At 45.8% G+C, this 13697-nt stretch carries 15 protein-coding genes; 9 read left to right on the top strand and 6 right to left on the bottom strand.

What is annotated here, in order from left to right:
* Position 1: 1 nt before the first annotated feature.
* The 3 genes from NSQ16_RS19995 to NSQ16_RS19985 form a co-directional block, all read right to left on the bottom strand.
* Complete coding sequence (locus NSQ16_RS19995; RefSeq protein ID WP_015250930.1) at positions 2-1204, bottom strand: major facilitator superfamily domain-containing protein 6; 1203 nt, start codon at positions 1202-1204, stop codon at positions 2-4.
* Positions 1205-1307: 103 nt separating this feature from the next.
* Positions 1308-1985, bottom strand: coding sequence for a CidB/LrgB family autolysis modulator (locus NSQ16_RS19990; protein ID WP_003227371.1), 678 nt, complete (start codon positions 1983-1985; stop codon positions 1308-1310).
* Complete coding sequence (locus NSQ16_RS19985) at positions 1967-2353, bottom strand: CidA/LrgA family holin-like protein (protein WP_003227375.1); 387 nt, start codon at positions 2351-2353, stop codon at positions 1967-1969. Before NSQ16_RS19985 ends, NSQ16_RS19990 begins: the two co-directional genes overlap by 19 nt.
* Positions 2354-2458: 105 nt before the next feature.
* On the opposite strand from NSQ16_RS19985, the gene NSQ16_RS19980 reads away from it, so the two are divergent.
* From NSQ16_RS19980 to NSQ16_RS19950, 7 genes are all read left to right on the top strand, one after another.
* Positions 2459-3364 carry a LysR family transcriptional regulator gene (locus NSQ16_RS19980; RefSeq protein ID WP_003227377.1) on the top strand — a complete coding sequence of 302 codons (906 nt, stop codon included), beginning with the start codon at positions 2459-2461 and terminating at the stop codon, positions 3362-3364.
* Positions 3365-3371: 7 nt separating this feature from the next.
* Complete coding sequence (thiM, locus tag NSQ16_RS19975) at positions 3372-4190, top strand: hydroxyethylthiazole kinase (protein ID WP_230488732.1); 819 nt, start codon at positions 3372-3374, stop codon at positions 4188-4190.
* Positions 4187-4855 carry a thiamine phosphate synthase gene (gene thiE / locus NSQ16_RS19970; RefSeq protein ID WP_174222806.1) on the top strand — a complete coding sequence of 223 codons (669 nt, stop codon included), beginning with the start codon at positions 4187-4189 and terminating at the stop codon, positions 4853-4855. The genes thiM and thiE overlap by 4 nt, the downstream gene beginning before the upstream one ends.
* A gap of 156 nt (positions 4856-5011) precedes the next feature.
* Positions 5012-6457 carry a ferrous ion permease EfeU gene (efeU, locus tag NSQ16_RS19965; RefSeq protein WP_327836292.1) on the top strand — a complete coding sequence of 482 codons (1446 nt, stop codon included), beginning with the start codon at positions 5012-5014 and terminating at the stop codon, positions 6455-6457.
* The gene (gene efeM, locus NSQ16_RS19960) at positions 6454-7611 is read left to right on the top strand and encodes an iron uptake system protein EfeO (protein WP_230488734.1); all 1158 of its coding nucleotides are present in this window, start codon (positions 6454-6456) and stop codon (positions 7609-7611) included. Before efeU ends, efeM begins: the two co-directional genes overlap by 4 nt.
* An 18-nt stretch (positions 7612-7629) precedes the next feature.
* Positions 7630-8880, top strand: a complete 1251-nt coding sequence (gene efeB, locus NSQ16_RS19955; RefSeq protein ID WP_230488735.1) for an iron uptake transporter deferrochelatase/peroxidase subunit — start codon at positions 7630-7632, stop codon at positions 8878-8880.
* Positions 8881-9161: 281 nt separating this feature from the next.
* Entirely contained in the window at positions 9162-9764 is a 603-nt protein-coding gene (locus NSQ16_RS19950; RefSeq protein WP_124059396.1) for a DsbA family protein, read from the top strand.
* 30 nt (positions 9765-9794) lie between these two features.
* Here the strand turns inward: NSQ16_RS19950 and NSQ16_RS19945 are convergent, their stop codons facing one another.
* The 3 genes from NSQ16_RS19945 to slrA form a co-directional block, all read right to left on the bottom strand.
* The gene (locus NSQ16_RS19945; protein WP_029726201.1) at positions 9795-11336 is read right to left on the bottom strand and encodes a cation acetate symporter; all 1542 of its coding nucleotides are present in this window, start codon (positions 11334-11336) and stop codon (positions 9795-9797) included.
* Positions 11333-11641 carry a DUF485 domain-containing protein gene (locus tag NSQ16_RS19940; protein WP_003227392.1) on the bottom strand — a complete coding sequence of 103 codons (309 nt, stop codon included), beginning with the start codon at positions 11639-11641 and terminating at the stop codon, positions 11333-11335. Before NSQ16_RS19940 ends, NSQ16_RS19945 begins: the two co-directional genes overlap by 4 nt.
* A 442-nt stretch (positions 11642-12083) precedes the next feature.
* Positions 12084-12242, bottom strand: coding sequence for a transcriptional regulator SlrA (slrA, locus tag NSQ16_RS19935; protein ID WP_003243648.1), 159 nt, complete (start codon positions 12240-12242; stop codon positions 12084-12086).
* 354 nt (positions 12243-12596) lie between these two features.
* Here slrA and slrC point away from each other — a divergent pair, with 354 nt between their 5' ends.
* Together slrC and NSQ16_RS19925 are read left to right on the top strand one after the other, a co-directional pair.
* Positions 12597-13268 (top strand): transcriptional regulator SlrC, encoded by a 672-nt coding sequence (slrC, locus tag NSQ16_RS19930; RefSeq protein WP_003227396.1) that lies wholly within the window; start codon positions 12597-12599, stop codon positions 13266-13268.
* Between the two features lie 17 nt (positions 13269-13285).
* A complete protein-coding gene (locus NSQ16_RS19925) occupies positions 13286-13669 on the top strand; it encodes a GtrA family protein (protein WP_003227398.1) in 384 nt (127 codons plus the stop codon).
* The last annotated feature ends 28 nt before the right edge of the window (positions 13670-13697 follow it).

Raw genomic sequence — 13697 nt, 5'->3', positions numbered from 1 at the left:
ATTATGGTTTAAAAGTAACAGCCGGCTGATGAAGTGTATGTTTGTTTTTTTCAGCCTTCATTAAATATAATGTCAGGCCAAAGCCTGCTATGCTCAGAATGCCAAAAAGCAAGTAGACTGCGAAAATCGACACGTAGTCAAAAATGTACCCGCCTGCAAATGTGCAGAACCAGTTGCCGAACCCGTTGCCAATGGCGGCGTACATGGTCAGCGCCGTCGCTTCAACGTGTCTTGGGGTAATCTTTTTCACATATTGAAGCGCCGCCGGGATAAATAAACCGATGGCCACTCCCTGAAGAAAGACCGTCGCATATATGATCCATAGTGAAGGCGCCGTGAAATAGAGCGCCCACCTGAATAATGAGACTCCGCCTGACAGCATAATGACGTTGAGCAGCCCCATTTTATCTATAAATGTTTGGGCAAACCGCATAAATGGTATTTCTGAAATCACGCCGATGAAAAATAAAATGCCGATAGCGGAAAGAGACGCGCCGCTTTTGTCCAGAAAAAGACTGAAATACGTATTGTTCGCTAAGTTTGGAGCAAATGTCGTAAAGGTGATGATCATAAAGATGAGGAAAGTTTTGTTGCTGATAAGCTCCCGGAATCCTTTGCGGATATTGACCTTTGTTTTTGTTTTCTGCTGGCCGGGCATTTGTGAAGCCAATATGGCGGCAATGCACAGAAAGGCACAGCCAAAGATAAAGATCACGTGAATGGGGTACAGCTGGTTCGTCACCTGTCCCATGGCAAACACCGCGACACCGAAGCCGAGAGAACCAAACAGGCGGATTCCGCCATAATTGCCGTTTGTTTCTTGTGTGTACCTTAGTGAAATGCTGTCCGAAAGTGGAATAATCGTGCTTTGAAAGGCTGCAAAACAGGCCGCAATCAAAATAAACAGAGGGAAACTGTCAAATGCAATATAGGCTAATCCAATGATGCCTGTGATTGATGTGCAAACCGCCAGCAGGCCTTTCGTTTTTTGCGTATAGTCGCTGAGCATGCCCCAAAACGGCTGAAAGAAAATCATCACAATCGGGCCCAGCGACATGATCAAGCCGACCTGTGATCCGCTTAAATGCTGTTCCTTCGTTAAATACATACTGAGTAAGGGAATCATGCTGCCCGTACCGAGAAAAGCAAACAAATAAAATCCTTTTAACGCGGCATAATGCCGTCTCACCTGCAAGTTGTGCATCAAGGTGCCTCCTTTGGTATCCACAAATTACATTATATTGTAATTTGCGAGCTTTTCAATAAGGGGAAGCACATAAAAAAACTGCCCTCGAGAGGACAGTTTTTTACATAAATGAAAGTAAAAACGGCGCCGCGCAAAGCGTCATAATCGCAGCTAAGATCATCGATACGCTTGAAATCGTGCCGGACACAGAGCTGAGCTCAAATGCCTTTGACGTTCCCGCTCCGTGTGCGCTTGTGCCGAGCAGCACGCCCCGCGCGATTTCGTTATCAATACGGAAATAGCGGATGACCATCGGGCCGATCACTGTGCCGAGCAAAGCGGTTAAAATCACAAACACGGCTGTGACGGCAGGCATTCCGCCGATCATTTCAGATACGTTCATCGCGATCGGCGTTGTCACTGATCTCGGGACGAGGCTGTCAATTAAGCCGGTGCCGAGGTGAAGCCATTTCGCAATAAGAGCGGTAGAAATAATCGCGATGCATGAACCGACGGCCACATTCAAAATAATTTCCACTGCGTATTTCTTTAAAACAGGGAAATATTTATATAGCGGGATCGCGAATGCCACGGTGGCCGGCTGTAGCATATCGGTCAGCAATCCGCCGCCGAGATTATAGGACTCGTACGGGACATTCACCAGCAGCAGCAGACCGACTAACACAGCGGGCGTCACCAATAGCGGCGACGTATAAACACGCGGAAAGCGTTGATATACCTTTTTTGCTCCTAAATACACCAAAACCGTTAAAAACAAACTTACAATTCCGATGAACACGTATGCTTTTTCTCCTTTCTCTTTGCAATGAGTTGTGTAAGCGTTCCTGTAGACACCATCACGACAAACGTGCTGATGATGACAACAAGCAGAATGCTGACACCAAATTTCGACATAATGTCTCCGTATTCAATCACTCCGACGGCAGACGGGATAAAAAATAAAAGCAGCTCCCCGAGAAGCCACGCTGCACCAAGCTCGATCCATTCAAGCTTGATAATGTTAAAGTGCAATAATGTGAAAAGAATCACAATCCCTATTATACTGCCGGGAATATTTATATGAAGAAGGGCTGTCACCCAATTAATCAGCCGAGCAAATATAAATAACAGAGCGATTTGAATAACGGTTAGCAACAGTTTTTTCATATTGATGCCTCCCTTATATACTTATTGTACATAAGGTCTCGCTATAGGTAAAATATATATTAAGAATAAGAAGTATTCCTTTTGTCTATAGAAAGGGTGAAGCACATGGATATCCGCCATTTAACATATTTCTTGGAAGTCGCCCGTTTAAAAAGTTTTACGAAGGCTTCCCAATCCCTTTATGTATCTCAGCCGACGATATCAAAAATGATCAAAAATTTAGAAGAAGAGCTCGGAATTGAACTGTTTTACCGAAACGGCAGGCAGGTGGAACTGACTGATGCCGGTCATAGCATGTATGTGCAGGCGCAGGAAATCATTAAATCATTTCAAAACCTGACGTCAGAATTAAATGATATTATGGAAGTCAAGAAAGGGCACGTACGGATTGGACTGCCGCCGATGATCGGATCGGGGTTTTTCCCCAGAGTGCTCGGCGATTTCCGTGAAAACTATCCGAATGTCACCTTTCAGCTAGTCGAAGACGGTTCTATAAAAGTCCAAGAAGGTGTCGGGGACGGCTCTCTTGATATCGGCGTTGTGGTCCTTCCCGCAAACGAAGATATCTTTCATTCGTTTACAATCGTAAAAGAAACCTTAATGCTTGTCGTTCACCCTTCCCACCGGCTGGCTGATGAGAAAGAATGTCAGCTGCGTGAGTTGAAGGACGAGCCTTTTATTTTCTTCAGAGAGGATTTTGTCCTGCACAACCGAATTATGACGGAATGTATCAAGGCTGGGTTCCGGCCCCATATCATTTATGAAACATCACAATGGGATTTTATCAGTGAGATGGTATCAGCAAACCTTGGGATCGGGCTTTTGCCGGAACGGATCTGCCGCGGCCTTGACCCGGAAAAAGTGAAAGTCATTCCGCTTGTCGATCCGGTCATCCCTTGGCACCTCGCCATTATTTGGAGAAAGGACCGGTACTTGTCGTTTGCCGCCAGAGCTTGGCTCGAACATACGAAATCGTATTTATGGGACCCGAAAAAAGATAGTAAAGGATGATGCAAACATGGATGCACAATCAGCAGCAAAATGTCTTACTGCTGTCCGCCGGCACAGCCCACTGGTGCATAGCATAACCAACAATGTCGTAACGAATTTCACAGCAAACGGCCTGCTCGCGCTCGGCGCATCGCCCGTAATGGCGTACGCAAAAGAAGAGGTCGCCGATATGGCGAAGATTGCGGGTGCACTCGTTTTAAATATCGGGACGCTGAGCAAGGAGTCAGTCGAAGCGATGATCATCGCGGGAAAATCAGCCAATGAACATGGCGTTCCCGTCATTCTTGATCCTGTCGGTGCCGGAGCAACACCGTTCCGCACTGAATCGGCACGTGACATCATTCGTGAGGTGTGCCTTGCTGCAATCAGAGGAAATGCGGCGGAAATTGCCCATACCGTCGGCGTGACCGATTGGCTGATCAAAGGTGTTGATGCGGGTGAAGGCGGAGGCGACATCATCCGGCTGGCTCAGCAGGCGGCACAAAAGCTAAAAACGGTCATTGCGATAACTGGTGAAGTTGATGTCATAGCCGACACGTCACATGTATACACCCTTCATAACGGCCACAAGCTGCTGACAAAAGTGACAGGTGCCGGTTGCCTGCTGACTTCCGTCGTCGGTGCGTTTTGCGCTGTGGAAGAAAATCCATTGTTTGCTGCTATTGCGGCCATTTCTTCGTATGGGGTCGCCGCTCAGCTTGCCGCACAGCAGACGGCTGACCAAGGCCCTGGAAGCTTTCAGATTGAATTGCTGAACAAGCTTTCAACTGTTACTGAACAAGACGTCCAAGAATGGGCGACTATAGAAAGGGTGACTGTCTCATGACTCGTATTTCTCGGGAAATGATGAAAGAGTTATTATCTGTATACTTCATTATGGGGTCAAACAATACGAAAGCCGACCCTGTTACAGTTGTACAAAAAGCGTTAAAAGGCGGTGCCACCCTGTACCAGTTCCGTGAAAAAGGCGGGGATGCGCTGACAGGAGAGGCTCGGATTGAATTTGCTGAAAAAGCGCAGGCAGCTTGCCGTGAAGCTGGTATTCCGTTCATTGTCAATGATGATGTGGAATTGGCTCTGAAGCTGAAAGCTGACGGTATCCACATCGGCCAGGAAGACGCAAATGCGAAAGAGGTAAGAGCTGCCATAGGTGATATGATTCTCGGCGTTTCTGCCCATACGATGTCTGAGGTGAAGCAAGCTGAAGAAGACGGAGCCGATTATGTCGGGCTTGGGCCGATCTATCCGACTGAAACGAAAAAGGATACAAGAGCGGTACAGGGTGTATCTCTTATCGAAGCAGTGCGCCGCCAAGGCATCAGCATTCCAATTGTCGGCATCGGCGGCATCACAATAGAAAATGCCGCACCTGTTATCCAAGCGGGGGCCGATGGCGTCAGTATGATCAGCGCCATCAGTCAGGCGGAAGATCCTGAGAGTGCTGCACGCAAGTTTCGTGAGGAAATTCAAACATATAAAACAGAAAGATAATCGTTCATCTTCCTTCAAAAGGCTGTTCTGTAAAAGGACAGCTTTTTTGCTGTCCATCAAGGTTTTCAGACCTTCAAATTTTAATTGACAAAGGACAGGAACTGGCTATGATTATGTTATACAATGATAATCATTTTCAATTATAGGAGGAACATGATGGCTCGGGGGCTGGCACTTATTTTATTCAGCTTGTTGATGGTTTTCGGTTCTGCGGCACATGCGGAAGATGATCCGATCGCCGCATTAATTCAATTAAACAAGCAAATGATCAAATCCGTACAAGACGGAGATATAGACTCGGCACAACAAACGTTTGAAACCTTCAAGGCGAAGTGGAAAAAAGAAGAACCTTCTATTAAGAAGGAAAACCTTTCTTCTCACAGCGAAATGGACGCGAATATCGCAATGATTTCTCTTTCTTTTATCAATAAAGACGCAGGCAAGCTCAAAACACAGCTTGAAGAGCTTTCGTCTCATTTAGAAACCTATCAGCAGGCTGTCGTGCTGAAAAAGACAACCTCAGGTCAATCAAGGGCGTCCTTAACAGCCTATATACAAAGCTTGAAAGACACAAAACAGTTCATAGAAAAAAAACAATTGGATGAAGCGTCATCCGCAATCGACAATTTAGTTACATCCTGGCTCGCCGTTGAGGGAGACGTCGTGTCCCAATCGAAAGAAGCCTATACGACATCGGAGGAAAATCTGGCACTGATGAAGGCGGAGATCGGCAGCCATCCTGAAAAGGTATCAAAGCAAATTGACGAAATGATTCAATTGCTCGAGCCGATCGCTTCAAGCAGCTACAGCTGGTGGGATGCGGCGCTGATCCCGATTCGTGAAGGAATGGAGGCCCTCCTTGTCATCGGAGCGCTATTAACCATGACAAAAAAAGCGCGGGTTACGCGTTCCTCGACATGGATCTGGGGTGGGGCGTCCGCCGGCATGGCTGTTTCCTTAGCAGCCGGCATCGGTGTCACGGTTCTGTTCTCTTCCAGTGTATTCGGAGAAAACAATTTCTTGCTTGGCGGCGTTACCGGCGTACTGTCCGCTGTCATGCTTTTGTATGTCGGGGTGTGGCTGCACAGAAACGCCTCAATGGATAAATGGAGAGAAAAAATCAATATCCAGAAGTCACAGGCACTAAAAAAACGAAGCCTGCTTTCCTTTGCGCTCATTGCATTTCTGGCAGTTGTAAGAGAAGGTCTCGAAACGGTCATCTTTTTCATCGGGCTTGTCGGGAAGCTTCCGCTCACTGAACTGATCGGCGGAACTGCCGCAGGGCTTATCGTTCTCGTCATCGTCGGTGTTCTGATGATCAAGCTCGGAATGCGCATTCCATTGAAGCCGTTTTTTCTTCTATCAATGGCGGTTGTCCTGTATATGTGCGTGAAATTTCTCGGAACCGGCGTTCACAGCCTTCAACTGGCGGGCATTCTTCCGTCTGATGCAGAAAGCTGGCTGCCGTCTGTATCGGTGCTAGGCATTTATCCGTCTGTGTACAGCACGATTCCGCAAATGTTGATTTTACTCTTTTTACTGATTGCGCTTGTTTCAGAAGCGGCAAAACATTTTACAAACGGAAAGGAACTGACGAAATGAATTTCACAAAAATCGCTGTATCAGCCGGATGCATCCTTGCGCTGTGCGCAGGCTGCGGAGCCAATGACACATCTTCAACTAAAGAAAAAGCTTCATCTGAAAAAAGCGGGGTCACTAAAGAAATCACCGCATCCGTAAATAAAATGGAAACCATCATTTCTAAGCTGAATGACTCAGCGGAAAAAGGAGACCAAAAAGAGATTGAAAAGAAGGGGAAAGAGTTAAACAGCTACTGGCTTTCCTTTGAAAATGATATTCGCAGCGACTATCCATTCGAATATACAGAAATCGAAAAGCATCTTCAGCCAATCTACACAGAAGCGCAAAAAGACAAACCGGATACAGCAAAAATCAAGACAGAATCCGAGTCACTGAAAGCGTCCTTAGAAGACCTGACAGAAGCGAAGAAGAGCGGCCAAAAGGCTAGCGATCAGCTGGCAAAAGCAGCGGATGAGTATAAAGGCTATGTCAAAAAGCAGAGTGGCCAGCTTGTCAAAGCGACTGAAGCATTTACAAGCGCTGTAAAATCCGGCGATATCGAAAAATCTAAAACGTTATATGCGAAAGCGCGTGTTTATTACGAGCGTATCGAACCGATCGCTGAAAGCCTTGGAGATCTTGACCCGAAAATTGATGCACGAGAAAACGATGTTGAAGAAGGAGACAAATGGACAGGCTTCCATAAGCTTGAGAAGGCCATTTGGAAGGATCAAGATATTTCCGGGGAAAAGGCAACAGCTGACCAGCTTCTCAAAGATGTAAAAGAGCTTGACGGTTCAATTCAATCACTGAAATTAACCCCTGAACAAATTGTAGCAGGCGCGATGGAGCTTCTGAACGAAGCCGGAATTTCGAAAATCACGGGAGAAGAAGAGCGCTACTCACGGATTGATTTAGTTGACCTTATGGCAAATGTGAAAGGCTCCGAAGCCGTTTATCAAACAGTGAAAAGCGCGCTTGTAAAAGATCACTCCGACTTGACGGAAAAACTGGATACGGAGTTCAGCGAATTTGAAGTTTTAATGGCAAAATACAAAACAAATGATCAGTCCTATACGTCTTATGATAAATTAAGTGAAAAGCAAATCAGAGAGCTGAGCACAAAGCTGACGACTCTTTCTGAAACCATGTCGAAGATTGCGAATGTGCTATAAAAGGAGTTTTGTAACAGCATGAGTGATGAACAAAAAAAGCCAGAACAAATTCACAGACGGGACATTTTAAAATGGGGAGCGATGGCGGGGGCAGCCGTTGCGATCGGTGCCAGCGGACTCGGCGGACTCGCTCCGCTTGTGCAGACCGCGGCCAAGTCATCGAAAAAGGATGAAAAAGAGGATGATCAGGTCGTTCCGTTTTACGGAAAGCATCAGGCCGGAATCACAACTGCCCATCAGACGTATGTCTATTTTGCTGCACTGGATGTAACAGCAAAAGACAAAAGCGACATCATTACGTTATTTAGAAACTGGACAAGTCTCACACAGATGCTGACGTCTGGCAAGAAAATGTCAGCTGAGCAGAGAAATCAGTATCTGCCGCCGCAGGATACAGGTGAGTCTGCTGATTTATCCCCTTCCAACTTAACGGTCACATTCGGATTTGGGCCTGGCTTTTTTGAAAAAGACGGAAAGGACCGCTTCGGGCTGAAAAGCAAAAAGCCGAAGCACCTAGCCGCTCTTCCAGCGATGCCCAATGACAACCTGGATGAAAAGCAGGGAGGCGGGGACATCTGCATTCAAGTATGTGCAGACGACGAGCAAGTGGCGTTTCACGCGCTGCGTAACCTGCTAAATCAAGCGGTCGGCACTTGTGAGGTCCGCTTTGTGAACAAAGGCTTTTTAAGCGGAGGAAAAAATGGCGAAACACCGCGCAATCTCTTCGGGTTTAAAGATGGAACAGGCAACCAGAGCACGAAGGATGACACGTTGATGAACTCGATCGTGTGGATTCAGTCTGGTGAGCCTGACTGGATGACGGGCGGCACCTATATGGCTTTTCGGAAAATCAAAATGTTCCTTGAGATATGGGACCGCTCTTCCCTCAAGGACCAAGAGGATACCTTCGGCCGCAGAAAAAGCTCGGGGGCGCCTTTTGGGCAGAAAAAGGAAACAGATCCCGTTAAGTTGAATCAAATTCCGTCTAATTCACACGTCAGTCTAGCGAAATCTACGGGAAAACAAATTTTGAGAAGAGCTTTCTCTTACACAGAAGGGCTTGATCCGAAAACCGGCTATATGGATGCAGGTCTTCTGTTTATCAGTTTTCAAAAAAATCCCGACAATCAGTTTATCCCGATGCTGAAGGCTCTTTCAGCAAAGGATGCGTTAAACGAATATACACAAACAATCGGTTCTGCTTTATACGCATGCCCAGGCGGCTGCAAAAAAGGAGAATATATTGCCCAGCGTTTGCTGGAATCATAAAAGAAGCCTTTACAGGCTTCTTTCAGCGTGTCGACAAACCCTCGCATTCGTTGTCAAGCCTGTGCGTTGATGCTCACGAATTAGAGCATTCGCTCCGCTCCAATGCTCGGCTTTCCTAGACTTCAAGGGTTTTCAATCACGCTGAAAGGATGACAAAATCCTAAAACTTTTTAGGATTTTGTCAACAATCTGAAAGAAGCCTTATCGGCTTCTTTATTTAAAAAACAGTTGTAACTTTAATTGTTACAGTTTAAAATCAATTTATACGAAAGGAGATTATCATGACAGTACACATTAAAGTTTATTCAGATTACGTCTGCCCATTTTGTTTTGTTGGAAAAGCCGCTTTTGAAGAAGCGATAAAAGGAAAGGATGTTGAAGTCGAGTGGATGCCGTTTGAACTGCGCCCAAGCCCATCTCCTCAGCTTGATCCGGTCAATGATCCTTCCAAACAGTACATGTGGCAGACATCAATTCAGCCAATGGCGGAGAAATTAGGAGTCGAGATCAATTTTCCAAACGTCTCGCCCCATCCGTATACAGACCTCGCGTTTGAAGGCTTCCATTTTGCGAAGGAATACAATAAAGGACATGAATACAACACCCGTGTCTTTCAGGCATTTTTCCAAGAGGGCCAAAATATCGGCGACATTGACATCTTGACGAAGCTCGCCGAGGAAGTGGGATTAGACGGTGCATCATTCAAATCAGCACTGGAAATAAGAACATATCAGGACGTGCAGCGCCAAGCCTTGAAGCACGCCTATGAAGAGGCTGACATCACAGCCGTTCCAACCTTTATTATCGGTGACACTGTAATTCCGGGTGCTGCCGGCAAGGATGTATTTGAAAAAGCGATTTCTGACGAGCAGAAGAAAAAGTAAGGAAAAAGCTCTCGATAAAGAGAGCTTTTTTTATTCCTGTTCCATATGGACGCCAGTATGCGCCTTCACCTGTATTTCCGCAAACGTATCTTCATCAATTGTTTTATCAGACGACAGCACCGTTCCGAGCCACGCGCCGAGGAAGCCGAGCGGGATGGAAATAATCCCTGGATTAGACAGCGGAATGAGCGGATCACCGGTAAAAATAGCACCTCCGGCCGGGTCCCACACACTAGGGCTCATCGACACCAGCACAAGCGCGCTGATCAGGCCTGTCAGGCTGCCCCATAAAGCGCCTGAGGGATTGAATCGTTTCCAGAAGACTGTAAACACAATCAGCGGAAGGTTTGCGCTGGCGGCTACCGCAAACGCGAGTGCAACAAGGAACGCCACATTTAAGGATTGTGCAAAAATCGCAAGGAGAATCGAGAGCACTGACACGGCGACAGAAGCCCATCTGGCCGCTTTCATCTGTTCTTTTTCAGTTGCTTCTCCCTTTCTGATGATCTGGCTGTAAATATCATGGGCAAATGCTGAGGCGGCAGACAGCACCAACCCTGTCACGACAGCCAAAATGGTGGCAAAGGCGATGGCTGACACAAACGCGAACAGAAAGTCTCCTCCGAGTGCTTTTGCTAAAAGCGGAGCCGCCATATTTCCCGCTTGATCAGCCGCCGTAATCGCGTCAAAACCGACAAATGCCGCGGCACCAAAGCCGAGAAATACCGTCATAATGTAAAACACACCGATAATCCATGTCGCTGACACAACGGATGTACGGGCCGTCTTGGCATCCTTAACGGTATAAAACCGGATCAATATATGCGGAAGCCCGGCGGTTCCCAGCACGAGTGCCAAGTTTAACGACAAGGTCTCAAGCGGTACCTTGTATTTATTTCCGGGGTTCAAAAAATCAGCGCCCAGCGGAGTAGCCGTTTTCATCTGTTCAAACATGGTATTAAGGCTAAAGCCGAATTTCGAAAACACGATAATCGAAATCACGAGTGTCCCGGCCATCAGCAAAACGGCTTTAATAATTTGAACCCAGCTTGTCGCGATCATGCCGCCAAACACGACATAAATGGTCATCAGCACTCCGACGATGAGGACAGCCGCGGTATAATCCAGCCCTAGAAGCAGTTTGATCAGCGCGCCCGCCCCCACGAGCTGGGCGATCATATAAAAAGTAGAGATGGCAATGGTATTGAGAGCCGCGACACCGCGGATTTTCTTTTCTTTAAAGCGAGCGGCAATCATGTCTGCCATCGTGTACTTTCCAAGATTCCGAAGCGGCTCCGCCACGATGTACAAGACAACGAGATAAGCCACCAGAAAACCGATGCTGTAAAAGAAGCCATCAAATCCATATAACGCAATCATTCCGGCAATCCCGAGAAACGAGGCGGCAGACATGTAGTCACCGGCAATTGCCAGTCCATTCTGAACGCCGGTGAGCCCGCCGCCCGCCGTATAAAACTCACTCGTCGTTTTCGTCCGCTTCGCGGCAAAATACGTGATAATAAGCGTCAGGCCAACAATCGCCAAAAATAATAAAAAAGCAGTCATATTCATGTCTGTTCACCCTTCAGATCCTCTTTTAAAGCGCTTACATACTTATCGAAATGGGCGGCTCTCCGGGAATACACAGTACTCAGTATCCAGGTCATAGCGAATTGGGCGATGGCGAACAGCCAAGCCCATGAAACAGCTCCAATGGCCGGTGCATTCAAAAAGGTGAAATAAGATGTCAAAACAGGGAGTGAAAAATAAAAAACAAAAAAGAAAATCGCAGAAGGAACAATAAAAGCGCGTTTCTGCTTTAAAAAAGCTTGAAAAGACGGCGTTGCAGCAATCTGTTTATAATCAGCTTTGTACATGGCTTTCCTCCTTTTATTCGCTAAACGTAAGCAAAAAGGTACACCAATAGGTATGTACTGAAAGTCCGATTTATGCGTTGAACAATATCTGGAGGATGAAAAAAGAAGGAAGTCGTGAAGAGGTGAACACAGTGGTCTAAAGACAGGCGAAGGTTTTCAAGCTCGGCCGTGTATAAACGAGTTTGCTTTCAAAACCTCACCGAATGCAGCTTGTTCTCAGCAAAGCTGCTGTTTACCAGAGCACGGTTATCATGTTCGCATCACCTCTTTATGACAATGCATGTGCCAAGAGGTGATCGCATCACCGGCTGTCTGTCGTAGTTAGCTGACACACCGTTTGTCCTCAAGCTCAGCGCAGCGATTTGCTTTTGAATAGAGGATATGGTGAAAACTCAGATCAGGTGATAGAAAAGCCAGAGGTAAATAGATCCGCCTGTTCGGACTAGTCTTGCCGGACGGTTTTTTTGTGGTTTTTCTTTCTCGATGCTGTCTCAGATTCTAAAAACTGCCTCACATCATGAATGCCTAATCCAATGGATCTAGCTTCTTGAATTAACATATGCCAACCTTTGTCCAAATCTTTTTTAACATGAGTTTTCATAGTAACCTCCAATTGTATAAAATGTTTTCCTGCAACATGCGGGCAATAAAAGACAAGCCAGCGCGATGATGAGGCGAGTACAACAAATTTCACACATAGTTGCTCGGTGTTCACAAACTGAAGGAAAAACCACCTACCTATTCCCTAAAAAAATGACTAATATAACCAATGGACCTTATTTATAATAATAAACAATTAAATACTGACTGGATAGTATGTAAATGAAAATAAATCATTTAGCCTATTAAAAATGACCCCTGGGAAACCGAATAGCATAACTGTTCAAAGAAATAAATACCGCTAAAGATTGATCCGGTGTAAGATAAGGGTAATCATTACCGCCAGGAGAAAAATATGAAAAAAAACAAATTTCAAATTAAAAGAGAAGCAACATTTGAAAGTTTTATAGACGCTGGCGTGAATTTGTTGATTGACCGAGCGTATGATCCGGTTTCTGTAGAAGATATCAGCAGAGCCGCCGGGTACAGCAAAGGAGCATTTTATGTTCATTTTGTCAGCAAGGACGATTTTCTGCTGTACCTTCTCGAAAAACGTCAGATGAAAAAAAAGATCATTATAGGGTATCTTGATCAAATGGAGCGGGAGTCAGTGAAATCGCTGACATTGGACGAGGCTGCAAAACACGCTGCAGAACTGCTTTATTCCTATTACATAAATAAGCCGTCGTGGGACATCACCTCGTTTGCCATGAACATGCCGACATATAAAGTCTTAAAGAAATGCAAGGCCTATGTCCGGCTGTACGAATTGTGGGTGGAAGAAAATGTGTTATATATTAAGTGGCTGAAGGAGAGAAAGCTGATTGACGCCTGTATTGATCCTGAATATACGGCTAAAATAATATGTGCAGTCCTCGACGGAATCATCAAACAATCATATGTATTGGGCCAGCCAGCCACCTTCCGCAGCTTTTTAGACGCACTTTCGGTATTTTTTACTTTAGACAGAGAGCACGAGAGGCCAAGAATTTTGAAAAGTTTTTCAGAAAGCGAGGAACATCAGTGAAGTATAGAGAAATAATTATGTATATCATTATGGGGGTTTTCACAACCATTGTGAATATCGCCAGCTTTTATATATTGGTAGAGATCATGAATGTGGATTACAAAGCCGCCACTGTCGCCGCTTGGATTTTGTCCGTGCTGTTTGCTTACATAACAAATAAATTATATGTGTTTCAGCAAAAAACACATGATCTGCAGAGCCTGCTGAAAGAGCTCACTGCTTTTTTCAGCGTACGGGTCCTGTCTCTCGGCATAGATTTAGGCATGATGATCATTCTTGTCGGCCAGTTCAATACAAATGAAACCTTGGCCAAAATACTCGACAACGCGGTCATTGTTGTCGTCAACTATGTTGCGAGCAAATGGCTCGTCTTTAAAAAAACAAAGGAAGAAGGTGTATGAGAGGACTGCAGCATATGATCTGCCGTTT

This window comes from Bacillus sp. PS108 (assembly GCF_037963335.1).
In the GTDB taxonomy this organism is placed as follows: Bacteria; Bacillota; Bacilli; order Bacillales; family Bacillaceae; genus Bacillus; species Bacillus subtilis.
This window is presented reverse-complemented; position numbering and strand designations above follow the sequence as displayed.